The organism is Varibaculum cambriense DSM 15806 (genome assembly GCF_000420065.1).
GTDB lineage: Bacteria > Actinomycetota > Actinomycetes > Actinomycetales > Actinomycetaceae > Varibaculum > Varibaculum cambriense.
On sequence record NZ_ATUF01000002.1, the window covers coordinates 702,871 to 729,267 of the forward strand.

Annotated in this window: 24 protein-coding genes; 14 read left to right on the forward strand and 10 right to left on the reverse strand. The window is 54.0% G+C overall.

Features of this window, described 5'->3' with window-relative positions:
• Nucleotide 1: 1 nt before the first annotated feature.
• Nucleotides 2-577, reverse strand: a complete 576-nt coding sequence (locus F605_RS0103125; RefSeq protein ID WP_022864456.1) for a 2-oxoacid:acceptor oxidoreductase family protein — start codon at nt 575-577, stop codon at nt 2-4.
• Between the two features lie 281 nt (nt 578-858).
• Between F605_RS0103125 and F605_RS0103130 the strand changes: the two genes are divergently transcribed.
• Nucleotides 859-2,289: a YwiC-like family protein gene (locus F605_RS0103130; RefSeq protein WP_022864457.1), complete on the forward strand. Its 1,431-nt coding sequence runs from the start codon at nt 859-861 to the stop codon at nt 2,287-2,289.
• An 8-nt stretch (nt 2,290-2,297) separates the two neighbouring features.
• On the opposite strand, the gene F605_RS10945 is transcribed toward F605_RS0103130, so the two are convergent.
• Together F605_RS10945 and F605_RS0103140 are read right to left on the reverse strand one after the other, a co-directional pair.
• A complete protein-coding gene (locus F605_RS10945; RefSeq protein WP_022864458.1) occupies nt 2,298-3,653 on the reverse strand; it encodes an alpha/beta hydrolase family protein in 1,356 nt (451 codons plus the stop codon).
• Between the two features lie 2 nt (nt 3,654-3,655).
• A complete protein-coding gene (locus tag F605_RS0103140; RefSeq protein WP_022864459.1) occupies nt 3,656-3,916 on the reverse strand; it encodes a hypothetical protein in 261 nt (86 codons plus the stop codon).
• Nucleotides 3,917-4,079: 163 nt separating this feature from the next.
• Between F605_RS0103140 and F605_RS11565 the strand changes: the two genes are divergently transcribed.
• Together F605_RS11565 and F605_RS0103150 are read left to right on the forward strand one after the other, a co-directional pair.
• Nucleotides 4,080-5,975, forward strand: a complete 1,896-nt coding sequence (locus F605_RS11565; RefSeq protein WP_022864460.1) for an ABC transporter ATP-binding protein — start codon at nt 4,080-4,082, stop codon at nt 5,973-5,975.
• The gene (locus tag F605_RS0103150) at nt 5,972-8,527 is read left to right on the forward strand and encodes an ABC transporter permease (RefSeq protein WP_022864461.1); all 2,556 of its coding nucleotides are present in this window, start codon (nt 5,972-5,974) and stop codon (nt 8,525-8,527) included. The genes F605_RS11565 and F605_RS0103150 overlap by 4 nt, the downstream gene beginning before the upstream one ends.
• A 79-nt stretch (nt 8,528-8,606) precedes the next feature.
• Here F605_RS0103150 and F605_RS0103155 read toward each other — a convergent pair whose 3' ends face one another.
• From F605_RS0103155 to F605_RS0103170, 4 genes are all read right to left on the reverse strand, one after another.
• Nucleotides 8,607-8,807, reverse strand: coding sequence for a DUF3073 domain-containing protein (locus F605_RS0103155; protein WP_022864462.1), 201 nt, complete (start codon nt 8,805-8,807; stop codon nt 8,607-8,609).
• A gap of 179 nt (nt 8,808-8,986) precedes the next feature.
• The gene (locus F605_RS0103160) at nt 8,987-9,268 is read right to left on the reverse strand and encodes a DUF3618 domain-containing protein (RefSeq protein ID WP_022864463.1); all 282 of its coding nucleotides are present in this window, start codon (nt 9,266-9,268) and stop codon (nt 8,987-8,989) included.
• A gap of 1 nt (nt 9,269) precedes the next feature.
• On the reverse strand, nt 9,270-9,944 hold the full coding sequence (locus tag F605_RS0103165; RefSeq protein ID WP_022864464.1) for a phage holin family protein: 675 nt from the start codon (nt 9,942-9,944) through the stop codon (nt 9,270-9,272).
• A 139-nt stretch (nt 9,945-10,083) separates the two neighbouring features.
• Nucleotides 10,084-10,458, reverse strand: a complete 375-nt coding sequence (locus F605_RS0103170; RefSeq protein ID WP_022864465.1) for a sterol carrier family protein — start codon at nt 10,456-10,458, stop codon at nt 10,084-10,086.
• 94 nt (nt 10,459-10,552) lie between these two features.
• On the opposite strand from F605_RS0103170, the gene F605_RS09605 reads away from it, so the two are divergent.
• Both F605_RS09605 and F605_RS0103180 read left to right on the forward strand, forming a co-directional pair.
• Entirely contained in the window at nt 10,553-12,046 is a 1,494-nt protein-coding gene (locus F605_RS09605) for an MFS transporter (RefSeq protein ID WP_022864466.1), read from the forward strand.
• 3 nt (nt 12,047-12,049) lie between these two features.
• Nucleotides 12,050-12,397, forward strand: a complete 348-nt coding sequence (locus F605_RS0103180) for a hypothetical protein (protein ID WP_022864467.1) — start codon at nt 12,050-12,052, stop codon at nt 12,395-12,397.
• 11 nt (nt 12,398-12,408) lie between these two features.
• Here F605_RS0103180 and F605_RS0103185 read toward each other — a convergent pair whose 3' ends face one another.
• From F605_RS0103185 to F605_RS0103195, 3 genes are read right to left on the reverse strand one after another with little or no spacing between them, the layout of a single operon-like run.
• Entirely contained in the window at nt 12,409-12,879 is a 471-nt protein-coding gene (locus F605_RS0103185) for a RidA family protein (protein WP_022864468.1), read from the reverse strand.
• Nucleotide 12,880: 1 nt separating this feature from the next.
• Entirely contained in the window at nt 12,881-13,042 is a 162-nt protein-coding gene (locus tag F605_RS11405; protein WP_022864469.1) for a Sp36 family protein, read from the reverse strand.
• Nucleotides 13,043-13,069: 27 nt separating this feature from the next.
• Nucleotides 13,070-13,402, reverse strand: a complete 333-nt coding sequence (locus tag F605_RS0103195) for a WhiB family transcriptional regulator (RefSeq protein WP_022864470.1) — start codon at nt 13,400-13,402, stop codon at nt 13,070-13,072.
• A 183-nt stretch (nt 13,403-13,585) separates the two neighbouring features.
• On the opposite strand from F605_RS0103195, the gene F605_RS09610 reads away from it, so the two are divergent.
• From F605_RS09610 to F605_RS0103240, 9 genes are all read left to right on the forward strand, one after another.
• Entirely contained in the window at nt 13,586-15,787 is a 2,202-nt protein-coding gene (locus tag F605_RS09610) for a transglycosylase domain-containing protein (protein ID WP_022864471.1), read from the forward strand.
• Between the two features lie 3 nt (nt 15,788-15,790).
• Nucleotides 15,791-16,924 carry a metallophosphoesterase gene (locus F605_RS10950; protein WP_022864472.1) on the forward strand — a complete coding sequence of 378 codons (1,134 nt, stop codon included), beginning with the start codon at nt 15,791-15,793 and terminating at the stop codon, nt 16,922-16,924.
• Between the two features lie 189 nt (nt 16,925-17,113).
• Nucleotides 17,114-17,629 (forward strand): CarD family transcriptional regulator, encoded by a 516-nt coding sequence (locus tag F605_RS0103210; RefSeq protein WP_022864473.1) that lies wholly within the window; start codon nt 17,114-17,116, stop codon nt 17,627-17,629.
• Nucleotides 17,630-17,646: 17 nt separating this feature from the next.
• Nucleotides 17,647-18,420, forward strand: coding sequence for an IspD/TarI family cytidylyltransferase (locus tag F605_RS0103215; protein ID WP_022864474.1), 774 nt, complete (start codon nt 17,647-17,649; stop codon nt 18,418-18,420).
• A 13-nt stretch (nt 18,421-18,433) separates the two neighbouring features.
• Nucleotides 18,434-19,846, forward strand: coding sequence for an MFS transporter (locus F605_RS0103220; RefSeq protein ID WP_022864475.1), 1,413 nt, complete (start codon nt 18,434-18,436; stop codon nt 19,844-19,846).
• A gap of 122 nt (nt 19,847-19,968) precedes the next feature.
• On the forward strand, nt 19,969-20,970 hold the full coding sequence (gene dhaK, locus F605_RS0103225; protein WP_022864476.1) for a dihydroxyacetone kinase subunit DhaK: 1,002 nt from the start codon (nt 19,969-19,971) through the stop codon (nt 20,968-20,970).
• A 2-nt stretch (nt 20,971-20,972) separates the two neighbouring features.
• Complete coding sequence (gene dhaL, locus F605_RS0103230; protein WP_027723550.1) at nt 20,973-21,584, forward strand: dihydroxyacetone kinase subunit DhaL; 612 nt, start codon at nt 20,973-20,975, stop codon at nt 21,582-21,584.
• A gap of 21 nt (nt 21,585-21,605) precedes the next feature.
• Nucleotides 21,606-24,053, forward strand: a complete 2,448-nt coding sequence (dhaM, locus tag F605_RS0103235; protein ID WP_022864478.1) for a dihydroxyacetone kinase phosphoryl donor subunit DhaM — start codon at nt 21,606-21,608, stop codon at nt 24,051-24,053.
• Between the two features lie 225 nt (nt 24,054-24,278).
• Nucleotides 24,279-26,387, forward strand: a complete 2,109-nt coding sequence (locus tag F605_RS0103240; protein WP_022864479.1) for a DUF6541 family protein — start codon at nt 24,279-24,281, stop codon at nt 26,385-26,387.
• Nucleotides 26,388-26,397 lie beyond the last annotated feature (10 nt).

Below are 26,397 nucleotides of genomic sequence, written 5' to 3' on the forward strand. Positions count from 1 at the left end.
GTTACTTGGCCTCTGCTTTCATCGAACTGACCATTTCGTAGGCGGCGACTGCGGCGGCCACGTTCCCCTCTCCCACTTTGCCGTGGAAACGGTTTTGAATCGCCTGGGTAACAGAGGAGAGACGCACCAGCCCAGTCAGGGCAGCTGCTCCCCCCAGCATCACTGCGTTCGGCAGGGGACGACCCAGGTGTTTCTTGGCGATCTCGGTAGCCGGGATCATCACCACGTGCCCTTGCGGGTGGGCAGCGATTACGTCTTCAATTCCCAGTTCAGCGGCCGACTTAGCCGAGTTAACCAGGGCGAAACCGTCCGGTTTCAAACCCGAAAACACGTCCATAATCGCCAGTAAGGTAGCGTCTTGCACCACCACCAGATCAGGTTCTTGTACGGGTTCGCGGGTACGGATTTCTTTATCAGCAATCCGGCAATAGGAAACTACCGGCGCACCGGTACGCTCCGAACCGAAAGAAGGGAACGCCTGCGCATGATGCCCATCGGTAAATGCCGCATAAGCAATCAGATCAGCAGCAGTTACGACCCCCTGGCCACCTCTGCCATGAATACGAACTTCAGTCATACTTTTACCTTAGGACTGCAGTCCCAGCAGAAAGGCATGTATTTTTCTAACCGCTATTACCAGCGCATTTAACTTTATAGGGGATTCATGCTGGTTAGGGATTCCCTGACGCAGATGTATCTTAAATACCAAAAAGTAGATTTATGCCACCAGTAAAAATGTGACCTAAGTGTTATTAGGCCTCTTTATCGGTGCTTTTATAGCTAAACGAGACTAAAACGCTACTGATTCGTGAGCCTGTATTAAGCACAATCTCATGTGTTCATAGTACGGTTGCCCATGTGCAAAGTGCGTATGAAGCCGTTAAGCCCGAAGATATACCGGGCAAAGACGAGGTCAAACCGGAGAGGGCGCCCTCAGAAGGGCAACCTATACGCAGCACTATTCCGCAGTCTTCCGCTAGCGGCGCCGCTGCAAAACCTTTAGCGAGTGAGAGTGCCACCTCAAGCGGTGACGAGGACAAGCAGAGCGGGAATTCTCGCGATGCCAGCTCCACCACCCCTGTCCGGCGATCTTTACTGGTTAGAAAACCACAGGGGTTCAGTGCCGAGGACAGCGCTTCCTCCACTATCACCGGCGGGGTAACTGCCGTTCCTAACACGGGCAATATTCAAAAGGTCCGCGCTCCTTTACCGGGGGAAACCAGCGCTATCATCCCTGATAGTGATCAACTTACAAAACCGGCCGAAGTTTCCGCGCCAGAGGAAAAGCTTTCTGCGACCCAGGAAAATCTGCAGCTTCCGGGAGTAAAAGCCCATACTTCCCGATTTCGCCGGGTAACGAAAAACGAGTTCTCACACACTAAAAAGCCACACCCCCGCGATGAGCAGGTCCACAAGAGCCAGCGGAAAGGTAACCAGCCCAGCCGTTGGGGCAAATGGGAACGCAAAGGTTGGATCCCCGGTCAAAAAGGTGCCTATGCGATGGCCCTGCTGCCCTACTGGATTGGAGTCATAGAATCGTCGCTACGTCCAGTGCACTGGCTGGTATTTGCGCTGTGGATTTGCGGCTATTTTACTTTTAATGTGGGGGGAATCTGGCTGCGCTCCCACCGTAAAGACCGCTACTTCAAGCCCTTACAAATTTATGGGGCTATCACGCTAGTTTTAGGGGTTATTAGCCTGCTGGTGGAACCAGCGCTTTTAGAGTGGACATTAGTGTTTTTCCCGCTGATAGTAATCGCCGTGGTCGAATCAGTACTCCATCGGGAGCGATCTTTATTGGCTCGAACCAGCACCATTTTGGCGACTGGAATCATGAGCCTAGTTTCCTACGATATCGGCACCCAGTTTTCGCGATCTTTTGCCGCTATTCCTTGGTTGGAACATACTGCTACCAGTAATGTTACCTGGGTCGTATCTCCTACCGGGAATCTACAGGGTTGGGGGTGGATGCTGGTAGTAGCTTGGGTGGTTACCTCCTACTACTGGTCAACTATCCCCTATGTGCGTTCTTTGGTTCGCCGGCGAAACTCGCAGTCTTTCTGGTTCTTTTCCATAGGTGCTCATGCGGTACTAACCGCGATTATCCTGGCGTTTTTCATTCTGGGTTGGGTTACCTGGTGGCACCTGTTGATTTGGGTTTTGCTGCTGGCGCGCTCGATTGCAGTGCCGCTATTGCAAAAGAAATACCCGCAGGCGGTTACGATATCGCGGATAGGATTTGCGGAAATAGCAGTAGCGATGCTGATCATTATTACTTTACTGGTGTAATGCCATTACTAGGATGAGAGCGATCTTTTAATGACTCTGGGATTTGCGGGGCGCGGCCCTTCCATGCGTTGTACTACAAATGATTGCGCCGTGGCTTTGGTAGCCTGATTAATCCCCAAGTTGTGGTTGCGAGTTTCGATAAAACGCGCATAGTCCCCATCCCCTGACTGCTCCCACGCCTTCGCGACCTCGCCATATAGTTCTTTAGCATGATTGCCCCCCACACTGTGGCAGTGCTTGTAGGTCTGCACCGTGGTCAGGTTGGGAACATTGGGATTTTTTCGTCCATCAAGCCGAGGCACAATATCGGCAGAGTTTTCTAGCGACACCATATGGACTCCTGGCGCGGGACGAAAATTTCCAATATTAGAACCCATAGTTACCACGCTTTTGACATTATATTTTTTAGCCAAAGCGGGATTCGAACCTAACTGTGCCGCTACCGCTCCTCCCTGCGAATGGCCTATCAGTTCTACCGGTTGCCCGCGGTGATATCCGGCCTGATCTAAGGCACGAGTGACCGCAATGGTCATATCGGAATTTCCTGCCCTACCTCCAGCGTTAGTTTGCAAATTGGTACGCATATCTTGAGGATTTGCTCCATTGACAGTCCAAACCTGGGTGCCGCGGATGTCTACCCGCCAAGCAACTCGATTACCGGTACGGTATTTAACTACCCGCAACTCGCCATGATCGGGAAACGCTTTTGCCTGATTGAACTCGCTGACCAGCCCAGAAATATTTAAGGGTGCGGAAACTTTTTGGGAGTTTCTGCCGATTTTGTGCGCTACCCACAGCGAACTCGGTCCTTGAAATGCCGCAATCTGCCTAGCGACCTCGGCAGATAAGAACTGAATAAGGAATCCTTTAGCGTTTTCACCCTGGTCATTCAAGGCGGCGCGGAACGATTTGTCGCTGATCTGGGAGTTTTTCGAAACCCATAGCGCAGAATCGTCCCAGGTATCATCAAACGCTTTCCACAAAATCAGTCCCGGAAGACCGCCAACAGCGAGGAAACCGGGAAGCGCATCCAACGAAGAACCTAACTGTCGCGCCCGTGCCTCACAATTTTCGTATCGCGTTGCTGCCAGGAGCAAATGATTTTGCAGCACTCCTATCTGGAGAGAAAGATTTATCGCTGATTCTGCGAGCAGCTGTAAAGCTGAAAGCAATTTCTCGGTCACCGCGATCCGGGGCAAGGTGGCCGCGGCGCTTGCTGCCCGACTGGCAATCCTTCTTACCTGCAAAATTTTTCCTAAGGTACTGTTTAAACTCTGCGCATTAGCCCGAATAACCGCAGTGTTAATCCCCAGCTGGTGACCGCCAACTACGCTAATTGGTAGGGAATGATCATCGGTGGACATAGTTACTTTCCCGCCTGCTGTAGGGCTAGCAGCGCCGAGATTGCTTCCTGGGCTAAGCTATCGGCTGCCGCGGCGGCTTTGGCCAGCGCAGTCAGGTTCTGCTCGTTACGTCGCAAAGTTAGTTGCGCGGCTGCTGCTGCATCTGATGTCCACTGTTCCCGCAAATCCATCCCGGCCAACTGCATAGCGCCACTGTCTGCCACCAACGCGGCTTGTCGCATATCCATGCTAATAGCGGCCGCAATCGTCACCTCGCTTGCCATATCCTCTCCCTTCCTAAGCTGCTGGTTAATCTAACGGGGCAATAATTCGCGAAGCCATTTACAAATAAACAAATTAGGAAAACCAAGTTTTATCTCCGGCTGTGCAATATTGCTGCGAGTGGCACTAACGACACCTCTAGCGGTATGAGATAACATAAAACACATGGTGAACTCCCAAGACAGCCGCCTGAAAGCCGGTCTCAAACTGCCTTCTAAAGTTGCCGACCCGGTGATTGAGGTCAACCACCTCACCAAAGATTATGTTTCGGGAGCGGGCAAAGTACGCGCTCTAGATAGTGTTTCCATCGGGATTGCCCGTCGCAAGTTCACCGCGATTATGGGGCCATCTGGGTCTGGGAAATCTACCTTTATGCACTGTTTGGCCGGGTTCGAATCCGCTACTTCCGGCTCTATTAAGATTGACGGCACCGAGATCGTAGGGATGAACCAGCGCCGGCTGACTCGTCTCCGCCGTGATCATATCGGTTTTATTTTTCAGGCATTTAACTTGATCCCCACGCTGAGCGCAAAAGAAAATATAGTTTTGCCCTTTGAAATTTCGCGTCGCAAATTTCCGGCAGAACGCTTCGAACAGGTAGTAGCGGCCTTGGGGCTACAAGATCGTCTAAATCATCGCCCCTCAGAACTTTCTGGCGGGCAACAGCAGCGGGTAGCCTGCGCTCGCGCCCTCCTACAAGATGCGGTGGTACTTTTTGCGGATGAACCCACGGGAAATCTAGATTCTGATTCCTCGGAACAAGTACTGCGCTACCTGCGTAAAGCAGTTAATTATTTTGGGCAATCAGTAGTGATGGTAACGCACGAGGCAGCGGCGGCCGCCTATGCTGATCGCGTCCTGTTTCTATCCGATGGCAAAATTGTGGCCGAACTTGATAATCCGGAACGCGAACGGATATTGGCGGCGCAAACCGAATTACCGGCGTTTGTGGCGGCGCACTCCCTACTTAAGACGGAAAATGGCGCTACTCAATCAGTCAGCGATCTCCCGCAATCTCCCTCTTTCTTGCCGGCCGGAGCCAAATCGGGCGCCTGGCCAGATCGGGAAAAAATGCAGGCTCGCCTAGCGAACTTACAATTGGCCAGAGGGGCACAAGTGGAAGTGCCGCCTAACCCCACTGCCGCGAATAAGATCGGGGGTATAGATGCTGGAGCATTGCACGCCCTAATGGGAGCAGGAAAACCGGTAGTACCAGCGGAATTACGTACCCGGGAGGGCGCGCGGCGGGTACTAGCTAAAAACCGAGAACCGGCGGCACCAGAAAAGAAGAACAACCCGCCGGTAAAAGTGGCAGCACCCCAAAGCACCCCTAAGAGAAACCATCCCGCCGCCTCAAAAACGCCCAATACCCGCTTGAGTGGAAGCGTGTGGGAAACCCGCGATGAACGCGGCACTACCTGGCAGGGGTGGACTCCCAAACCAGGGCAGAAGACTACCAAAGAAGATAAACCGGAGCGGCGAGACTCCGCAAAAACCGTAACTAAACCAGCGCCTACGCCCTCGCCGCGCCCCCACGCCCCGGTAAAACCACCTGCCACCTCACCTCGCAGCTTTGAAGCCAGCAAGGTTTCTCCTAAAGCGCCCAGGAAAAATACCAGCCAGAAAACTGATAATGAGCGCTGGTCAGGACTATATTCCGTGTTTTCCAATCCGGTGGCAGAAACTACCGGATTTTGGGAGGGCGCCGCGGATGGCACCGCCTCTGGGGAAAGTTCGCGCACTGAAAAAACCAAAGTGGCAGCTATAAACCATTCCGAGGAGAATGCAGCTGCGGCCGCCGCGGAAGAGATCTCGGGCAAGCAGGCAGCTGATACCACCCAGGAAAAGGTAGCCGCTAACCAGGCAGACACTAAAGAATCTGCGGAAAATCGGGGGCCCGCAGTCGAAGTCAAAGCAGCTAAATCGGTTCCGCGCACTCCGGAAGACACTTTAAATCAGGAAAAGCAGCGTTTGCTCGCCATGATTAAGAAGGCTGAAGCGCTCCTGGATTCCTCGCAAGATGCGATCGACTCCTTTGAGACCCCTCAGGATAAGGCATGATTAGGATAGCTTGGCGCAACTTGCGTGCCCACCTGCGACGTTTCCAAATGTCGCTACTGGCGGTGGTACTAGGAGTGGCTTTCTTATCGGGAATTTTTGCGCTGCGCGCTACCCTCGCCGATTCCTATAATTCTTTGGTCGCATCCACCAATACCTATCAGTATTACCTGGTAGGAAAAACGCAGGGCGAAAAAGTGGAGGGACAGGCTCCCGTGCGCAAAAGCCTGCCCCTAAAGACCGTGCATCAAGCAGAAAAGATATCAGGGGTCAAGTATGCCGACCCTTATTTGGTGGATATCTGCATGCTGGCTGACCAGGACAATAAGCGCCTAGGTAAAGGCGGACAAGTCTCCCTTTTACAGGTAATTTATCCGGGGCACGCTCCCCAGCCTCGCTTGCTAAAAGGGCACGCTCCCCACGGTGAACAAGAAGTTGCTCTAGAGGAATCTGCAGCTAAACGCCTAGGCATAACTACTGGCCAAAAGCTGAAGGTTTACGTTTCTAGCGAAGGTAAAACTGCCAAAGTCAGCGGGATTTATCGCTTCCCCACCCCGGTTAGCTTCACCAACTATGTTTTTGTCGATGCTGACGGGTTCGTGCCCCTCACCCAAAAGCCTGCGCCGCTGGCCACCAACGCCGTTGGTATCACCGCTGAAAAGGGGATGTCTTCCCAGAAGCTGCGCGCCTCCCTCAATAACGAGTTTTCGGATACTGCGCAAGTAATGAGCCAAGCCGAATACAACGATGAAATAAACGCGGCAGCTAATAGCTCCCTAGATTTTATCAACGTATTCCTGCTGGTATTCGCGGCAATCGCCCTATTTGTAGGGGCGTTTATTATTAGCAACACTTTCCAAATGATGGTGCGCGCCCAGCAACCACAATTTGCGATGCTGCGAGCAATCGGTGCTGGCGGAAGACAAGTCTTTTCGATTGTGGCACTGCAAGGTTTGCTAGTGGGCACCCTAGGTTCCCTGATCGGGGTAGGAGCCGGATATCTACTCACCCGCTTGGTTTCCTGGGGTTTGGCGAAAGCCGGATTCGAGGCATTACAAATCGGCTGGTCATGGTCGATTACCCTCCTGGCTTTAACAGTAGGCATTCTGGTGACGGTAATCGGTTCCCTCTGGCCCGCCAGGTCAGCAGCGCTAACTCCTCCGGTTGAGGCGATGCGGCAGAACACGCAGACTCAAAAGCCAGTTTGGCCCCGCGCGATTATGGGAGCGGTGGTACTGGCGTTCGCGGTAGGACTGCTGGCGTGGGCCTGTTCTGATAGCGGGAAAACTGGCCGGTGGCTAGGGATCGGCGCCGCACTATTCTTGCTGGCTATGCTGATTTTAGTTGCTCCGCTATCGGCAGTAATAGTTAAAGCATTAGCGGGACTTATTTGGTGGTTGCGTCCTCATGCCCGCCTAGCGATGCGCACCTTGACTGCCAACCTGCGACAAACTGCCAATACGGCCGCCGCCCTGATGATCGGGGTGGCTCTGGTAGCAGTGGGAGCGACTTTGGCTGCCTCTACTAAAGCCTCCACCAAATCGGTAATAGATCAGCAGATAAACGCCGATTTAGTGGTCAGTACGGATCCCACTGTTGTTTCACTTTCTCCTAGCCTTTTAAATAAAGCCGCCCAAGTCTCTGGGGTAGAACAGGTTGATCTGATGACCGGAATCGGTCTGTTTAGGATGACAGTTCCGGGGAAAAACCCGGAGCAAACCATGGTGCAAGTAACCTATCCGCAGTTCCAGCGCTACATAAAGATGGACGCCATTACCGGATCAACCGCAGACTATTTCTCGCAGTCAGCGGATGGTCCTCAGGCGCTGGTTGCTAGCTCTTGGGCTCAATCTCAAGGGCTCGCCCCGGGGGACAAGATTCAGATAGGCGGGATTCACGGGCAAGAAACCGTTACCATCGCCGCCACTGTCGATACCGGATTCATATTCCTGGATGTGATGGTACCTCACTCCCTGGCCAACAAACTAGGTCCAGAAGCAGCCGATATTACTACCAGCGCCGCCATCGAGATTAAAGATGGGGCTGACCTGGATCAAGTACAACGCGAGGTACAAAAAGTAGTTACCAAAAACCCCTTTATGGTGGTACAAACCCATAAGGAAGCGGCAGATAGAGTGGCAGCTACGGTAGATCAGGTTTTGTCAGTCCTGTACGCCCTGCTTGCATTATCACTGGTAATCGCCGCTTTAGGGATTATGAATACGCTATCGCTTTCAGTACAGCAACGCTTTAGAGAACTGGGGCTAATCCGCACCGTGGGACTTTCTTCCCGGGGGCTCTCCCTGATGATTACCGTCGAATCAGTGCTGATTACGCTGGCAGGTACCCTCCTGGGGATAGGTGGCGGGGTCTGCCTGGCAGTGTTCCTTTGCCGTTACCTAGCCGACCGAGGGATCAGCATTATCGAGATACCCTGGGGCTCGCTAGGGTTAATTTGTTTGCTGGCGGTACTGGTGGGAACGATTGCCGCGCTACTGCCGGCACGTCGCGCTCGGAGGATGCCGGTCTTAGAGGCGATCTCCGCTAGCGATTAGAGCCTAATGGCCAAGCCGAAACCCCCGCCACTGGCGCAGCGCCTGCAAGATTACCGGTTACTAGCAACGGTGCAGCTTATCAATTAAACCAATCGTCGTCGGTTGCGGACGGAATATGCTTACGCCAATCGTCGTAATCATCGCCGTTATCTTCTTCGGCTTGATCGCGTTGCTTAGCCTGCAGCTCGCGCTGCAGTGCTTCATAGTCCGTCTCGGGACTGTAGTACTTTAACTTACGCGCTACTTTTGTCTGTTTAGCCTTTTGACGGCCGCGCCCCATGGCGTGACCCCCTCCACAATAATCACGGGTACGTTAAACGCACCCTAAAACTTCTAAAATGTTCTGTATAAAAAGATACCCCATTACGGGCGCCAAGACCATTTGAATCGTCAGGTGAGGTTAATGACACCAGCTGGCGATGACAATAGTCTTACTTCGTAAATAGGTAGAATTTAGGGTTACTTTAGAATCCGCCGCACCAGCAGCGCACCTAGCGCTAAAGCTCCCCCCGCAGCTAATGCCACCTTTCCCAAGGCTTCTGGCTTACCGGTACTGGCCTGCTGCACGGTATCTTGAGCCTTATCCGCCAAGGCGCGCGCCTTCTTTTGAGCATCGGCTTTTGCCCGCTCCACATTCGCTTTGGGAGAAAAATAATCGGAAAGTTCCTCTACGGTGCCACTTAAATCTGCCCGGGCAGCTTCAAGATCTGCCTTAATCTGACTTTCGCTGCGTGCTGCCATTTTATTCCAAGCCTTTCTTTACCGCCGCAATACCTTCTTTTATACCTTCTTGAGGATCTGGTTTTTCAGAAATTCCTTTTTGCAAAGAAGCCTTGCCTACCAACGCTAGGATCAACAGCAACACCAAGAGGATGCCGGCAACAATCAGTTTCGCCGCCCATTCTGGTACTACCAGTGCCAGTGCCGCTGCTACTGCCCCAAATAGAAACCCCAACATATAGAGGGCGAGCACCCCCGCTACCACCAGGAGGGCAATTCCCAGCCCGGAACGTTTGGCCATATTCGTGGCCTTAACCTTCGCTAGCTCAATCTCCCCTTTTACCAGAGCCTGCACCTGGTCAGATAGTTTCGAAACCAGATTTCCCAGGTTAGGACGGGCAGATCCAGTTTCTACCCCCGCAGAAGCAGCCGGTTTGCTGGCAGCTCCTTCCTGGCTGGCATTTTCCCGCGCAGCCGGCTCTGGAGATACATAGCAGGGAATCCCTTTGCTACCCGTATCGGGAACCTTATTCGCTGCCGCCTGAGGAGCAGCAAATCCCTGCGGAGATACTCCATTTTGCGGGGAGTGGTAACCGGGAGTTGCCGGAACCCCCGGAGTTGCCCGATGTTCCGGCGGAGTGCCGGGTGCCGAATGATATCCGGGAGTAGGCGGTATCGGCCGCTGTGAATCTGACATTTTCAAATCGCTCCTATCCATTGCTGAGAGCTGTTCCTTGTAGTAACCATATTCTAAGCTATGGCCAGTTTCTAGAGTTGAGCAGAGTTTCCCCCTTAGCGAATCCGGCTCCCGCGATCCGCTACTAACCGCCTGCTACCTACTTGCTACGCGGGCACGGCAAGGAAAATACCGGCAAATAGGTAGTTAAATCTGAGCCCACGCCAGTGGCATTAATTTCCTGGCCATTAACGGCTTTTCCCCAGGTCAAGCTACCGGTGGCTAGGGAGAGCCAAGTGTCAGTTTTCATTTCCACCACCGCTGGCGGAGTTCCGCGCCGATGTACGGTTCCCGTGCCGATCTGTACTGCCCCAAAAGGTGGCACTCGCACCTCTACCGCCTGCCCCGGATGACGCTGGGCTAAAACTTGCAGGCTGTAACGTACCGCCGTGCCTTGATCTGCCCGGCTAGCATTTCCCCTACTCCAAGCTGCCAAAGCCGCCTGCCCGTCCTCCGCAGAAATTTTTCGTCCCAAAACCGGCCTCCTAAGTTACTAACTGGGCGGCACTGAGCGCACCCTGGCTGGCTTTACTACCGCTTTTAAGCCGCCACCCCTTAGGCTATAACCGATGCACAATCCACAGCCAGACCGGCGTCAACGCTACGGCGCACTTTATACCTTGCTCTCGGCGGCCGCCCTGACCTTACTGGCAGTGTCGATGCTTAACGTGTCTATCCCTTCCATGACCAAGGCACTGGGTCTAACCAGCAACGATGTGCAATGGATTATGGCAGGCTACACCCTGATTTTTGGAATTGCGCTAATCCCGGCTGGCAGAATGGGGGATATCTGGGGGCATCGCCGCCTGTTTGTAATCGGGGTGGTGGTGTTCGGGATTTCCTCATTAGGAGCGGGTCTAGCTACGACCCCGCTGATTTTAATTTTGATGCGCCTCTTGACCGGAATCGGAGCCGCCATCATCAGTCCCCAAGTATTAGGGCTGATCCAGATACTTTTTCACGGAGAAGAACGCACCCGCGCTTACGGATCCTTCGGAATGGTTATCGGGATTGCCACCGCCATCGGTCCCACTATGGGCGGGGTACTAATCGCGCTGCTGGGTACCGATCTGGGGTGGCGAGCCGGGTTTTTATTCAATATCCTCATTTGCCTAGTAATTATTTTCGTCACCTACCGCACTATTTCCCCTGACCCTACTCGCACCGCTAGCGACACCCGCCTTGATTTGCCGGGGATATTGCTGCTGGCGGCAGCCTTTTTGGCGGTGATGTATCCCTTTATCGATGCCACTATGCCCAGTGGAGGACTGGGAAACTGGCGCTGGCTGTTACTGCCGGGCGGAGCCTTGGGGTTCCTCGGGTTTTGGGCGCTGGAAAACTTCCGAGAAAGACGCCAAATCCCGGTAGTCATGCCCCGCTCACTACTCCTAGATCCCTCCTACATGGTGGGCACGATAGTACTCACTGCATTTTGCGCGGGCTGGACGGCGCTATTTATTATTTACACTCTTTATCTGCAACAAGGATTAGGAATAAGTCCCCTAGTAGCTGGACTTTTACAGATCCCCTTGGCACTAGGTTCCGCGATTGCTTCCGCCCAATCGTCGCGTCTGACCATGAAGTGGGGTCGCTGGATTTTAGTAATCGCCTGCGCCCTCGTAATCATTTCTTTGACTGTTACCGTGTTAATAACTCGGACTGCCTCTCCCGGGAGCATCCCCTACCTGCTAATAGTCTCCATGTTCTGTTCAGGTTTAGGATCGGGAATTTTCTTTTCTCCTGCCCAAGCACTCTCGCTGCTTACGATACCTCCAGGTAGAGCTGGTGCGGCCGGGGGGATTTCTCAAACTGCGCAACGGGTAGGAGGAGCAATTGGGCTGGCGGGGGCCACTTTAGCTTTTTACCTGCGGCTAGGGGCCGTCGACGCTCCTCCCGGGAGCGAGCCAGCAAGGCAAGCCTACACCGGGGCATTTAGTTACGGAATGGCCGCGGTAGTAGCTTTCATCATCATCGCGTTCCTATTTGCACTGGCTGATGCGCTGAAGCGCCGGGAAAATCCGTTAAAGTTAGAAGTGAATCCGCCGGAGAAAGAGAATGAATAAATAATGGCTTTGGTAATTGGCATCTGCTACCTCCTGTTAGCAGCCTGCCTGGGGGTAGGACTGATTTTATTTCATCGCCAGCATTTGCCCCGCGGCTCCCGGTGGGGGATCGTCAATGCCGCTACCACTGCCAGTGATAACGCCTGGATCCAGGCTCACCGAGCGGCAGCTCCCCTAGTGGGGGCTACCGCCGTGCTTTGTGTGATTAACGGCTTTGCCATCGCTGCTCTCACCGCCGACCATGCCGTATCAGTGCAGCTTATTTGCGCCTTAGGTGCCGCAATTTTTACCGGGATCGTTTACTGGTCGGCGCGCCGGGTCGCCACTGCCAGTGCTAAGAAATATCGCTAGAAACCCTGCCTCTAAGAGCGAGCCAGAAACTCTACCTCTACCTCGCAAGGGGCTCCTAGAGGGAGGGCAGCCACCCCCACTGCGGAGCGAATATGGGGCTGGTCAAAGAGCTTCCCAAAAGTATCCGAGGCACCGTTAGCCACGCTCGCCTGCCCGGTAAAAGTGGGGCTGGAGGCTACGAACACGGTTACTTTTAGTACCCGCTCTAACTGATCTACCCCACCGGCGACCTCCGCGCCAGCAGCTAGGGCGTTAAGGGCGCAAACTTGGGCAGCCCGGTAGGCATCCTGAGGACTAACTTCCGCTCCTACTAGACCGGTGGCCACCAGTTCCCCGTCCACAACCGGAATCTGCCCGGAGGTGCGCACCACCAATCCGCCTGCGCCCTCCAAAGCAATGGCGGGAGTGTAGGCCGCCACCGGGGTCGCGACCGCTGGCAGTAGCATACCTGCCTGCTCCAGGCGCTTAGACACCTCGGACATCTTATTCACCACGCGGACGTTTTAGATAGGCGACCGGGTTTTCCCAACCATTGGGGCCAGCAATAACACTGACCAGTTCCCAGCCGTCCTCGCCCCAGTTATCCAGAATCGCTTTCGTATTGTGCGACAGTAACGGAATCGTCGCATATTCCCATTTAGTCATGGCTCAAGTCTAATGGCAGCGAGGCGTCTAACGCACCCGCGCTAAAACATTGGGGGTGGTTGGTTGACGTAGCTCGGCCGCCAGTTCGTCATGAGACTCATTTAGCCATTGCCACCAGTCAGTTACGTCCTCGTAGTGACGCAACATCGCGCGACGTTCCCTTTCAGTGAGGCCACCCCACACCCCGTAGTTAGCTTCCGATTGCAAAGCATCGGCCAAGCATTCCAGACGGACTGGACACGCGAAACAACGGGTGCGAACTTGTCTTTGCGCCGCTCCCTGTACAAATAGAGCATCCGGTTCCTGACCAGCACACAGAGCACGTGCGGCCCACGTCTCATCCTGGCTAAAACTCATCATTCACTCCTTGAGTTCTCGCGGCGACATTGCCTATATATGTGACCGTACCTACATTTTGCTAAAAACACAAAACGAAAATCAGAGAAAAATTTTACCTAAACCAATAGATGGTTATTGCCCACAATCTGCTCTCAACTGCCAACGAAGATGCCCAATGCCCCCGAAGCCAAGTAGGCTAGGAATATGCAAAAAGGCAACGCTCGTTATATGCCACGTCGCCAGCTTCGCCGCACCCTCGCAGCACTGGCGGCTTTAATCGCACTGGCGGCAGTGCTCCTCGCTGGCCTATCCCTGCCGGTCGTGGGAGCCACAGGGCTAGCTGCTCGCGCCGGAATGAGCGCCATGACCGAAATCCCTAGCGAATTCAAGCCCACGCAGCCTTCTCAGCAATCGGTGATTTACTCGCGTGACGGTAAAGAAATCGCCCGTTTTTATGCGGAGAACCGCATCGTGGTCAAGCTCAAAGACATGTCCCCCTGGGTACAAAAAGGAACCATGGCTATTGAGGATCACCGTTTTTACCAGCACCGCGGGGTTGATCTCGAGGGAATCGCCCGCGCTATCGCAAATAACCTAGCCGGTAGAGACACCCAGGGCGCTTCCACCCTTACTCAGCAATTGGTAAAAAACACTCTGATTGACAAGGGTCTGCGCGCCGGCGATATGAACCAGGTTCGCAAGGCTCGCGAGCAGAGCATTACCCGTAAACTGCGCGAAGCCAAAGACGCCCTCGCTATCGAAAAGCAACTTTCTAAAGACCAAATCTTAGAGGGGTACTTGAATATTGCCCCCTATGGAACTTCGGTTTACGGGGTGGAATCCGCCAGTCGGTTCTATTTTTCAAAGAGCGCGAAAGACCTGACCCTCAGTGAAGGTGCCCTGCTGTCTGGCATTACCCAATCCCCCGCGAAATTTGACCCCACTCTCCACCCCGAAAATAGCCAAAATCGTCGTGACCAGGTATTAAAGGCGATGCTGCGCGAACAAATGATCACTTACGATCAATATAAGGAAGCTAAAGCCATCCCGGTTCCCGATTTATTGAAGGTTTCTCCTGGTCAACAAGGATGTGCTGCTGCCGGAAAGGCCTCCTACTTTTGCGCCTATGCAGTCAATGAAATTTACAATAATCCAGTATTCGGCAAGTCCCTCAACGACCGGCGTCGCCTGTTGCTGCGGGGAGGTCTGAAGATCTACACCACCATGGATTCCAATTTGCAAAACTTGGCTACCGACACCGCGTTTAATCGGATTCCAGAAGGGGATAGTTCCGGACTCTCGATCGCTATTAGTTCCATCGAACCCGGCACTGGAAAGATCCGAGCGCTGGCGCAAAATACTCCTTACGGTAATCCCGATAAAGAGCACCCCCGTGCCACCCAGAACTCATTCGGAGTAGATAAGGCTCATGGCGGCGGCGCGGGCTTCCAGCCCGGATCTTCCTATAAACCGGTAACCTTGGCTACCTGGTTTGATAATGGTTACTCAGCCTATTCGGTAGTGGGCGGACGCAACCACTATTCCGCGCGAGATTGGAAAGTCTCTGGTAACTGCCCGGTACATGCCGGTTCTTGGGATTTAAAGAACGCCACCGGCGGTAATAACTATGCCACCTCGGTTTTAGAAGGTACTCAAAAATCTTTAAATACCACCTACGCCGGAATGGCTTCTAACCTTGACCTTTGCGATATCTACAAAATGAGCGAAAGGCTGGGCGCGGTTAGTGGAGATCCCAGTCAAAAGGAATCTTTAGGGCCCTCCTTCATTATCGGTGCAGCTTCAGTACCCCCCCTAAATATGGCGAACGCCTTTGGCACTATTGCTTCGGGAGGCATGCGTTGCTCTCCAGTTGCCCTGGAAAAAGTGGTGGATGCCGACGGAAAGACTTTTAAGGTTGCTTCTGGTAACTGTAAACGCACCGTGGAAGCCAGCGTGGCTAACAAAACTGCGCAAGTATTAGTCTCTACCGCGAATAGCTATGGGGGCCGGGTTAATATCGGCCGGCAAGTAATGGCGAAAACCGGTACTACTAACGGCCCGAACGCCGCCTGGACCTTGGGGGCAACCCCGAATCTGGCAACTGCGGTTTGGGTTGGCTACTCCCAGGGAAGTCAACGTGACCTGGTGAGAATGAGAATTAACGGTGCTTACTATGGAATTGTTTGGGGTAATACCGTTCCCGCCATGGCGTTTAGGGAATATATGTCCGCCGCGGTACAGTACCTGCCCGCAGCAAGTTTCCCTGACGCCAATATTGGAGAGGGTAAAACTATTTCCCAAGGCAGGGCGCGACCTACGCCCACACAGCAACCTAGCGAAGGACCCGCCGCCCCCAGCCCGGAAACTACCCAGATTACTCAAACTTTTTATTACCAGGAAGATTAGCTATTGCGGCGAAATCGCACCCTTTTAACTTTGGCGGCAGGGGCAGTAGCTTACCCTTTTTTAGAGGCTCGGCTACCACGCCTGCGCCGCTATCAACTGGGGAAGAATCCGGGGCAAGTACCGGCAGCCACCTGCGAGGATTATCTCCCTAGCAGGGTTATAAACGTAGAGAGCACCGGAAAAAACCGCAGAGCAGACAGCAGTTCTCCTAGTATTTCCGCCGATAATTCTGCCTGGCAGCTGCGAATACTACACCTGTCTGACCTGCATCTATGGTCAGGAAGCAGCTGGCTTGCCCACTGGGTAGCTTCGCTTGCCGAATTCCCGGACATAGATTTGGTGGTACTAACCGGGGATAATTTTGCGGATGCTTCCGGCTTAGAGATGCTCTATCGCGCCCTCAACCCTTTGCTTAAGCTTCCGGGGGCTTTTGTGTTCGGTTCCAACGATTATTATTCGGGCATCCCCAAGCTGCCGTTGCACTATTTTTTCCCTAATAAGAAACCTAAACTACGAAACGTTCCCGACCTGCCAACTGAGGAGTTCCGGGACTTTTTAACTACGGGAGGCTGGAGAGACCTTAATAATCAGGTGGCAACCTGTACTCTTACTTCTCCGGCGCGGCAAGGACGCAGCACCGAAAAGTTAACGGTAGCGTTTTCGGGAACCGACGACCCCCATATCGGGCGCGATGAGCCGGTACAGGTACCGGATACCTGGGGGAAAGCTGATTTGCGCCTCGCCCTCACCCATGCCCCCTATGCGCGCGTCCTCGACCAATATGCCGCTTGCCGAGCCGACCTGGTACTGGCGGGACATACCCACGGAGGTCAGGTGTGTCTGCCGAAATTTGGTGCCCTGGTAAACAACACGGACTTGCCACTGTCCTACTCAGGGGGCATGCACTGGTGGCAGGTAGGCACCGTAGCTAATCCAGCTCCTCGGGTGCACAAAGGGAAAACCTACCCCCTGCCAAACCTTAAGGCACTAGCTAGCGAAGCAGAAATCTCCGATGGGACGCCGGGCGGGAAAACCCGGGTACATATTTCGCGAGGACTGGGCACGTCCAAGTTCACCCCGGTGCGTCTGGCTTGCCCACCCGAGGCAGCAATCATCACCATCACTGGCCGCAGCTAAAGAAAAAGCCAGATCACGGCAGAATATGCCAAAATCGATCCGGGTTTCGGCTTTATCTTCTAGTACCTGACCAAACCCTGAAGAAACGGTTTCTTCCCTAAAATGTGACCTGCAAGCCCTCTTTAGCAGGTAAAGCCGATTTACGGTAGAATAGTGTCCGGAAAATTTGTATTTGGGAGCCTGTAAGTTATGACATTTGAAATCGGCCAGACCGTTGTTTATCCCCATCATGGCGCCGCGGTGATCGAGAATATTACTACTCGTAAACTCAAGGGAGAAGACACCACCTACTTGATGTTGCGGGTTACCAATGGCGATATGACTATCCAGGTGCCGGCAGCAAATGTGGATATGGTGGGAGTTCGCGACGTGGTCGACGAAGAGGGCCTCAAAGAGGTACTCGCGGTGCTGCAAGAACCCCATATCGAGGAACCCACCAACTGGTCTCGTCGCTATAAGGCCAATGGCGAAAAAATCGCCACCGGAGACATTTTAAAAGTTTCCGAAGTGGTGCGGGATCTAACTTTCCGCGACAACGAACGGGGACTGTCTGCAGGGGAAAAACGGATGCTCGCCAAAGCGAGAGCCATCCTGGTTTCTGAACTTGCCCTAGCTAAGGACGAGGACGAGGAGGCGGCTTCGGATCGTCTCGATAAAATCATGGAAGAAGCCCAGGTAGAATACAACCGGGTTAACAATAAATAAGGATTAAAGGACGGGTTATGGGGCGCAGCGTTTACTGCGTCGTGACCGCCGCTGGTTCCGGATCACGCCTCGGCAATCCCGGACCCAAAGCGCTGGTAAAGTTAGCTGGTCACACTTTATTACACCACGCCCTGCGCTCCCTGGCGCCGCTGGATGACTTGGTCGGGGTAGTGATCACTGCGCCTAGCGATTACCTAGATGTTTTCACCGAGATTGCTCACGCTGCGGCTCTGTCCTATCCCTGGAAAGTTGTCGCCGGGGGGGCAAACCGGCAAATTTCCGTCTACCAGGGCCTGCAGGGGCTATTAACTCTCGATACTGCCGAGGGAGTACTGCCGGCCAATGACCCGGAAGCAATCGTCTTAATTCATGATGCGGCTCGGGCTCTAACTCCTCTCGATCAGTTTCAACGCGTTTGCAGTGCAGTCTCTTCTGGTTGCCCGGCGGTAGTACCCGCTACCGCTTTGGTTGACACCGTACGAGAAATCGCCGGTGAATCTTTTTGCCGAGAAGGGGTGGAGATTACTCCCTCGGGCGCTACCCCTGACCGTTCGCGACTGCGCTGCGTACAAACCCCGCAAGGGTTTGCCGGGGATGTTATTTTTGCGGCTCACGAGCAGGCACGGGCGGAAAATATTTCCGAGGGCGGAGCCCTAGACGATGCGCTACTTGCAGCTAGGCTCGGATACCAACAATACTTTGTGGCAGGATCAATGCGAGCCTTGAAAATTACGTACCCCTTGGATCTGAAACTAGCTACCTGGCTGGCGGAAAATCCCGAGCAAGCATAAGGGCAGGAAAAACATGGCTAACACCGGTGACCATCAGAAACATTTACCAGCAGAAAACCATGACCGCACCAAAGGCAAAATTTTAGCCTGGTCGCTGTGGGATTGGGGTTCCGCTGCCTTCAATGCGGTGGCCACCACCTTTGTTTTTACCGTCTACCTGACTACCAAAGATTTATTTGCCCCCGGAAACCAAGCCACTACTGATTTATCAATTGGTCTAGCTTTCGCGGGACTGGTGATTGCCCTGGTAGCGCCAGTTTCCGGGCAGCGCGCTGACCATAAGGGACGCGGCACCCGGATGTTGGCACTATTTTCTGCCCTAGTCACCGTCTGTATGGCGCTAATGTTCGCGGTCTACCCCACCTCTCCCCTCGGAAAAACCGGGGCACTGTGGCTAGGGGTAGCGCTGCTATCGTTTGGAAATATTTTCTTTGAATTTGCCTCCGTGAACTATAACGCCATGTTGGCGCGGGTTTCCACTAAAGAGAACATGGGTAAAGTCTCCGGTATCGGCTGGGGTATGGGGTATTTGGGCGGCATTATTTTGCTGGGAGTACTCTATGTTGGTTTCATCTCCCCCGAAGTAGGCTGGTTCGGGGTAACCGGTGAAAACTTCCTAAATATCCGGATCGCCATGGTATTTGCCACCATCTGGTTCGCGGTGTTTTCAATTCCGGTAATTGTGGCGCTGCCAGGGCGCCGCCGCGGTGCGGATGGGAAACTCCATCCCGTGACCATGGCAGGGGTTGATTCCCAAGACCAAGAACTGGTCGGGGGGCTAGCGGGGGTTAAAGCTGCCTATAAAGAGCTATGGGAAACCATTAAACGTCTAGCGAAAACCGCCCCCGAAATTCTGCGTTTCCTAATTGCTTCTGCGATTTTCCGAGACGGCCTCGCCGGAGTATTTACCTATGGCGCCATCTTGGCCTCTACCGTGTTCGGTCTCAGCGGCGGGCAAGTCATGATTTTCGCCATCGTCGCTAACGTAGTGGCAGGAATCGCTACCATCGCCTGCGGGGTGGCTGATGATTTCTTCGGCCCCAAAAAAGTCATGATTTTTTCCCTCGGGTGTATGACCACCCTGGGGCTAATCCTCTTTTTTGCCCACAATGGCGGGGCCAAGATCTTCTGGTCCTTCGGGTTATTGCTGTGCATCTTCGTCGGTCCCGTCCAGTCGGCCTCCCGTTCCTTTCTGGCTCGGATTATTCCCAAAGGGCGCGAGGGCGAACTCTTCGGTCTTTACGCTACTACCGGGCGCGCGGTTTCCTTTATGTCCCCCACCTTATTTGCCCTATTCGTGTGGATTGGGAAACTTTTTGTGCCAACCGGCGCTAGCTCCCAGCATTTCGGAGTCTTAGGGATCACCCTGCTTCTGGGGGTAGGGTTCGCGCTGCTGATACCCCTTAAAGCTCCGGAGCATCGTTAAATATTTTCCTCCTTTCATTTTTCTTATTCTCAAAGTTCGGTAACAGGCGTAAGTAGCTAGCGTCTAGCGTTGCTTTGCAAAAAACGGTAGCGCCCCGAAGTGGTACGTGACACAATAAAGGCATGAAAAAAATAATTAATTCCCCCGACAATGTAGTCGCGGATTCGTTAAAAGGTTTAGAACTAGCTCATTCAGATACCCTACGTATCGATCACGAAAACAAAGTAGTTTACGCTCGCCGTGGGGCTGTTAAAGGCAAAGTGGGCTTGGTTTCCGGAGGAGGCAGCGGGCATGAGCCGCTACATTCCGGTTTTGTAGGCCCCGGAATGCTGGATGCCGCCTGCTGCGGAGAGGTCTTCACTTCTCCGGTGCCCGACCAGATGATGGCCGCCACCAGCGAAGTAGACGGGGGCGCCGGGGTGCTCCATATCGTCAAGAACTATACCGGCGATGTAATGAACTTCGAGATGGCCGCGGAAATGGCAAACGCTGAAACCGGGGTGGAAGTGCGTTCCGTGGTCGTAAACGATGATGTGGCGGTGCAAGACTCGCTCTACACTGCAGGGCGTCGCGGAGTAGGCGCCACCGTATTTGTAGAAAAACTGGCAGGAGCCGCCGCCGAAGCCAAAGCTAGCTTGGACGAGGTAGAACGCATCGCCAAGGAAGTAAATGACCGTTCCCGCTCCTACGGGATTGCCCTGACTTCCTGCACGGTTCCCTCAGCCGGGAAACCCACTTTCGACCTCGGAGAGGACGAAATTGAGGTAGGTATCGGTATCCACGGGGAACCCGGACGCGAACGTCGCCCCTTAGTTACCGCCGATGAACTAGCTGCAGAACTGGTAGAACCAATCTTGGCAGACCTAGATTTTAGCGGGGAACCCGTATTTGCGATGCTCAACGGCATGGGTGCCACCCCGATGATTGAGCTCTACCTCGCGTACGGAGAGGTAGCTAAGATCCTAGAAGCTAAAGGGATTAAAGTAGCTCGGTGCCTGGTAGGTAACTACATTACCTCCCTAGATATGGCGGGCTGTTCCCTGACCCTAACCCAGGGCAGCGAAGAACTTCTCAAACTCTGGGATGCTCCGGTGAACACTACCGGTTTGCGTTGGGGGTGTTAGTAGTGGCGGAAACAAAAGATTTTTTCGCCTGGCTCACCGCCTACAAAGAGTTAATAGTCGAAAACGCCGACTACCTAACTGACCTTGACCGACGCATCGGGGACGCCGATCATGGCGCCAATATGGCTCGCGGCATGACCGCGGTGGCGCAGCTGGATCCCACCAGTTTCGCTGACGCCGGCGCCCTGCTAAAGAAAGCCGGTATGACCTTAGTTTCTAAGGTGGGGGGCGCTTCTGGCCCGCTGTACGGCACCTTCTTCATGCGCATGGGAGCAGCGCTAGGCTCCGATGCGGATACTGCCGCTATTGGGAAAGCGCTGCGAGCCGGAGCCGATGGGGTAAAAGCACGGGGTAAAGCCAACCTGGGTGATAAGACCATGCTTGACTGTCTCTATCCGGCTCTGGATGCTTTTGACGAGGCCGCCGCCGGAGGACTGCAGGCCGCACTGCAGGCCGCCAGCGAACGCGCTGATAAAGCTGCCAGCGATACCGAACCGATGATCGCGAAGAAAGGTCGCGCCTCCTATCTCGGGGAACGCTCTCAGGGCACCCCTGATCCCGGCGCAACTTCCTCTGCATTACTGTTCAAAGCTGCCGCCGCGGCTTTGGCATAAACCCGGTCATAAGGAGTAGGCATGATCTCCCTGGTAGTAGTATCTCATTCACTGCCCTTAGCTACTGCCGCTAAAGAACTGGCGATGCAAATGACCGTCGCCGGCAGCGCCCCCAAAGTGTTGGTGGCAGCGGGGATTAGCGATGGCGAGCAGGTAGAACTAGGTACCGATGCTCAGCAAATCAGTGAAGCTATCGAAGCAGCTGATAGTCCCGATGGGGTGCTGATTTTGGTAGATTTGGGCTCCGCACTGCTCAGTTCGCAAATGGCATTGGAGTTCGTTGACCCCGACCTGGCTGATCGTTGCCTAATTTCTGCCGGCCCCCTGGTGGAAGGACTGGTTGCGGCGGTAGTTAGCGCCGCCGGGGGCGCGAGCTTGCAAGAGGTAGCTACCCAGGCACAAGCAGCTTTGGCGGGCAAGATCGACCAGCTTAGCGACTCGCAGGAGCCTCATCCCGAGGGCGAGGGAGAGTTTACCGAGAATGCTGCCGACCCGGCCTCGGGAGAAGATTCCTTTTCTTCCCCCGAGGCCGCGACCCTGGCTTTAGAAATTATTGATCCGCACGGGATGCATGCTCGTCCCGCCGCTGCCCTCGCCGCTGCTATCGGGGCGAGAAAAATACCGGTTTTTGCCCGTAAAGCCGGCACTTTCCGGGTAGTAAACGCCGCTTCCCTCACTCAGGTGAGTTCTTTGGGAATCGCCAAAGGTGACACTCTGGAGCTAGGTACTACCGATCCGGCAGCTCCAGAAATTTTTGCTGCTATCAGGGAGGCCTTGACTAAGACCGATCCCTCTACGATTGCAGGCGGCTCCGAGGCAACAGCGGGCAGTTCGGTTAATGCGATTGCCGAGCAGCTAGCTAAAGAAGTGTCTACTCCCAGCGACCCGGCACGTAACGGCGACCAGATCGTTATCGGATACGCGCTGGTGCTGGAGGGGCACGAGGACGCCGAGTTTTATCGGGTCAGTCCCAATGAAGGGCAGACGTTAGCAGAAGCCCGCAAAGCCGTTAGATCCTACCTGGGGTCTTTGGGTTCGGATTCGATTATCCAAATGCAGATCGCGCTGGTGGACGATCCCGAGTTACGCGCAGAAATCGCCGATGAAATTGCGGGGGGAACCAACGCTTTTACTGCGGTAGACAATGCCTATAGTGCCGCCGCTGCCAAGATGGAAAAGCTGGATGATCCTTATTTGGCGGAGCGGGCTACCGATTTACATGCGGTATCTCGCCTGCTAAAAAAGGCTTTGATTGGTACCGAACTCGATAACCTAGAGGAACTGATTAAGAAGCATTCCACCCCGGCAGTGCTGGTAGTTGAAGAACTTGATGCCCCGCTAGCCGCCAGTTTGCCTCCAGAAATCGAAGGGGTGGTTACCCGTAGTGGCGGGACTACCGGTCATGGCGCGATTGTGGCAGCCTCAAGGGGAATCCCCGTTTATGCCGGCCTCAAGTGGGGAGTGCATGATGGGGACACCATTGTTTTCGATCCGCGCACTAAACATTTAGAAGTTAATCCCAAAGCTAGAGTATTTGCCCACTGGATTGAACTAGCCCGCGAGCGGGTAGCTACTGCCACCAAAGCCTTAGAGCAGTTAGAAAGCCCGGCAATTACCGCCAGTGGTAAGCAAATCCCCATCCAGGTTAATGTTTCGGGGCCTACCGGAACAGTTAAAGGCGCCGAAGGATGTGGCCTGGTGCGGACCGAAACCCTATTTGCGGGCTACCAGGCGGCTCCTTCCCGCAAGCAACAGGCAGAAGTGTATGCCGAGCTGGCGCGCAACGTGGGGCCAACCACGATTCGCCTGTGGGATATAGGAGCAGACAAACCTTTACCTTTTGCCAAACAGCCACCGGAAAATAATCCTTTCCTGGGGGTACGAGGAGTCCGCTTACTGCGTAAGTTCCCACATCTGTTACGCGACCAATTAGGGGCAGTGCTCGACGCCAACCAAACTTTAGAGTCTGAAGGGTTAGGCAAACTTTTACGGGTGATGATTCCCATGGTCAATCACGTGCATCAAGTTGATTGGGTGCGTTCCCTCCTAGAAGAAATCACCGCCGACACTTACGGGATTGATGAAGCTGCTCGGCCAGCTCAAATGCCGTTACCACTGGGAATAATGGTGGAAACTCCCTCCGCTGCATTACGCATGAAAGAGTTTTGTGAAGCCGTGGATTTTGTATCGATAGGCACCAATGATCTGTGCCAATATGTTGCCGCCGCGGATCGGGGAAACTCTCAGGTAGCTGACCTAGCTGATGAGGTGCGGGAAACAGTGGTGGAAATGGTGCGTCAAATTGCTGAGGTCTGCCATCACGCCGCCGCTCCCATTGAAGTTTGCGTATGTGGAGATATGGCCTCCGATCCGGCTTGGGCAGGCAAGTTAGTTGCGGCCGGCGTGGATTCGCTTTCAGTGCGGCCCGGGATGATTGCGATGATAAAACAAACTATCCGCCAGTTATAGGGGGAGGTTTCTAGCTACCGGAAACTTCTAGCAGCTCCTCTTGGCGTAGCCTCCAATCCTGCGGGCCGGGTGCAAAGTTGGTATAGCAAATCTCGCCCCTAAGCGTAGCTGCAGATTCTTCTTCGCGGGGCTGCCGGTACTATCTTGTCACCTCGTATGCTTTACTCCCCGGACAGGCGGTAAAGTCATTCTCAGGAATAACGCATTTTCGGGAAGGGGAAAATCATGGAGCTTATCGCCATTTTTTGCGCGATGACCCTCTTTTCCTTGTTTCCCGGATATACCTTGGCACGCTGCCTCATCCCGGCTCTTCCTCAGCGAGTGACGTTAGCGGTAGCTCCGGCACTGACCTTTTTTATCCTCTTAGTGCTGGCAAGTCTCCTATCTCCCACTAGCGGCCTCTGGCTGGGAAAACTAGTTTTTTGCGGGAGCTTTTGGCGTTGGAAACCGATAGTAGTATTCCCAATAGTGGGGCTGCTAACGATTATCTTTGCCGTCGGTGCCCTCTTTCGGTGCCGCCAACTCACTAACCGCAGTTCCCGGGATTTTCCGTTACTGGCGGCGGTGCTAGCGGGAATCACTGCCGGCATCGCCCCCATGGTTCGCACTATTGATTTTGCTAACCCCGCCCAGCGTTGGGATCCTAGCTTTCACTACAACGGCCTAGTTTTACTGCATCACACCCAGGATGCGCACCCTCTTTACGCCCTTTCTGGGCTGTATTCGCAAAGCGCCCGGGTCTATTACCCGAGTGGTTGGCACATTTTCACCGTATTATTCACCGGTTCTAAGTCGGTAGTTCCTGCCGCTAACCTGACGTTTCTGCTGTTGGTTTGCTGGTGGATTTTAGGAGTGAGCGGCCTGGTCGCTTTAGTGGGAATGTCGCGGCGGGCCCAGCTAATAACCATTGTGCTTTCTGGGTTTACCCTGTCTTTCCCCGCTGATTCCTTAGCGCGCTACGCTCAGTGGCCAAATGGCACCGGGATCGCATTATTTCCGGGCGCCGCCGCATTAATGCTGGTTTTGGGCCGGCAGGTGCTAACCTACGCGCGCAAAATATGGGGATCTTTTACCGCTGACATCCAGCCTGCCAAACCCGATTCCATAGATTTGCCACTTACTTTGCCTGCCGTGCTGGCCACTTTGTTCACCTCCCTATTCTTAGGGATTGGATCCGTCTGGGTTCATCCCGCCATCTTTTTTAACCTGTTAGCGCTACTATTCCCGCTTTTAGCAGCATTGATTGTTACTCATCTATATCGAGGGATTCGGAAAAGAGAGCTTTCGAGTATCGCCGGCTGGCTGGGGGCGGGTCTCGGGGTGCTAGTGGTCTTGGAAATCGGTTTTCTTAATCCCTCCAGCTTGGCGACCGCGCTGTTCGAGCGCAAGGGAGATCAATATTTAGCTTTCTTGCGTCCGCTGCTGCCTACCCCTTTCTTTTTCCCGTCCTCAGCTTTCATCTTTTTCATGGCGTTAATGGCTGCCTTACTGATTATGGGGATAATCGCGGTCTTTTATGGCCGGGCACCAAAATGGCTGCTGGCCTCCTGGGCCCTATGCGCGGGGCTAGTGATGATTTCTTTCCTGCCGGCTTCGCCCCTCAAAGTGGTAACCGGCCCGTGGTATTCGGATCCCCGGCGCCTAATGGCAATCCTGCAACTCCCCTTAAATCTGTTGATGGGAGTGGGCTTAGATTTTCTACTAGTGCTTACTGCTAGTTTTCTTGCCGCTTCCGGCGCCCCTCGGCGTCTTTGTAAAGGCGTAGTTGCAACTCTGGCTGCTGCTTGTCTTGCAGTCGGGATCGCCGGCGCCGATAGCCGAGTGTGGGCCTTAGAAACAGTTTTCAATCCGGAGCGAACCGGAAGCGGGGGACTCGCCAATAGTGGGGAATTAAGGTTGATTAAGCGCGCCGCCCATTTCTTGCCTGCAGACGCCGTGATTGTCGGGGATCCTTCTATTGGCACCATCTATTTTGAGGCTATCGCTAATCGGAAAGTAGTTTTCCCTTCCCTGGGTAAAAGCGAAAAAGATCCCGACAGTACCCGCCTCTTTTATCACCTGAATAATATCGGACGAGACCGGCAGGTTTGCCTGTCCCTAGAGAGACTGAAAGTCACCCATTTCTATGCCCGTCCTAACAGCAGATACATGGGAGTTCCCCGTTCTTACTCTTGGCCAGGTTTTTACCACGTGCCGCTGGATGGTTACTTTACGCAGGTGGCTAGGGGAGGGCGCGCTAAACTGTACCGTTTCAACGGTTGCGGTCGCGAGCGTGGCGAAAATAACCGTTCTGCCTGGTCGAAAAGTTTGGAAAGCCAGCGGCAGGCTAGATAGACTTACACGG

What these genes read in the sequence shown, in the direction of transcription:
- F605_RS09610 (WP_022864471.1), top strand. Translation starts at nt 13,586, where the DNA reads ATGCAAAAAGGCAACGCTCGTTATATGCCACGTCGCCAGCTTCGCCGC.
- dhaM (WP_022864478.1), top strand. Translation starts at nt 21,606, where the DNA reads ATGATCTCCCTGGTAGTAGTATCTCATTCACTGCCCTTAGCTACTGCC.
- F605_RS0103125 (WP_022864456.1), bottom strand. Translation starts at nt 577, where the DNA reads ATGACTGAAGTTCGTATTCATGGCAGAGGTGGCCAGGGGGTCGTAACT.
- F605_RS0103155 (WP_022864462.1), bottom strand. Translation starts at nt 8,807, where the DNA reads ATGGGGCGCGGCCGTCAAAAGGCTAAACAGACAAAAGTAGCGCGTAAG.
- F605_RS0103195 (WP_022864470.1), bottom strand. Translation starts at nt 13,402, where the DNA reads ATGATGAGTTTTAGCCAGGATGAGACGTGGGCCGCACGTGCTCTGTGT.
- F605_RS11565 (WP_022864460.1), top strand. Translation starts at nt 4,080, where the DNA reads ATGGTGAACTCCCAAGACAGCCGCCTGAAAGCCGGTCTCAAACTGCCT.
- F605_RS0103180 (WP_022864467.1), top strand. Translation starts at nt 12,050, where the DNA reads ATGGCTTTGGTAATTGGCATCTGCTACCTCCTGTTAGCAGCCTGCCTG.
- F605_RS0103150 (WP_022864461.1), top strand. Translation starts at nt 5,972, where the DNA reads ATGATTAGGATAGCTTGGCGCAACTTGCGTGCCCACCTGCGACGTTTC.
- F605_RS11405 (WP_022864469.1), bottom strand. Translation starts at nt 13,042, where the DNA reads ATGACTAAATGGGAATATGCGACGATTCCGTTACTGTCGCACAATACG.
- F605_RS0103210 (WP_022864473.1), top strand. Translation starts at nt 17,114, where the DNA reads ATGACATTTGAAATCGGCCAGACCGTTGTTTATCCCCATCATGGCGCC.
- F605_RS0103160 (WP_022864463.1), bottom strand. Translation starts at nt 9,268, where the DNA reads ATGGCAGCACGCAGCGAAAGTCAGATTAAGGCAGATCTTGAAGCTGCC.
- F605_RS09605 (WP_022864466.1), top strand. Translation starts at nt 10,553, where the DNA reads ATGCACAATCCACAGCCAGACCGGCGTCAACGCTACGGCGCACTTTAT.
- F605_RS0103185 (WP_022864468.1), bottom strand. Translation starts at nt 12,879, where the DNA reads ATGTCCGAGGTGTCTAAGCGCCTGGAGCAGGCAGGTATGCTACTGCCA.
- F605_RS0103240 (WP_022864479.1), top strand. Translation starts at nt 24,279, where the DNA reads ATGGAGCTTATCGCCATTTTTTGCGCGATGACCCTCTTTTCCTTGTTT.
- F605_RS10945 (WP_022864458.1), bottom strand. Translation starts at nt 3,653, where the DNA reads ATGTCCACCGATGATCATTCCCTACCAATTAGCGTAGTTGGCGGTCAC.
- F605_RS0103140 (WP_022864459.1), bottom strand. Translation starts at nt 3,916, where the DNA reads ATGGCAAGCGAGGTGACGATTGCGGCCGCTATTAGCATGGATATGCGA.
- dhaK (WP_022864476.1), top strand. Translation starts at nt 19,969, where the DNA reads ATGAAAAAAATAATTAATTCCCCCGACAATGTAGTCGCGGATTCGTTA.
- F605_RS0103165 (WP_022864464.1), bottom strand. Translation starts at nt 9,944, where the DNA reads ATGTCAGATTCACAGCGGCCGATACCGCCTACTCCCGGATATCATTCG.
- F605_RS0103220 (WP_022864475.1), top strand. Translation starts at nt 18,434, where the DNA reads ATGGCTAACACCGGTGACCATCAGAAACATTTACCAGCAGAAAACCAT.
- F605_RS0103215 (WP_022864474.1), top strand. Translation starts at nt 17,647, where the DNA reads ATGGGGCGCAGCGTTTACTGCGTCGTGACCGCCGCTGGTTCCGGATCA.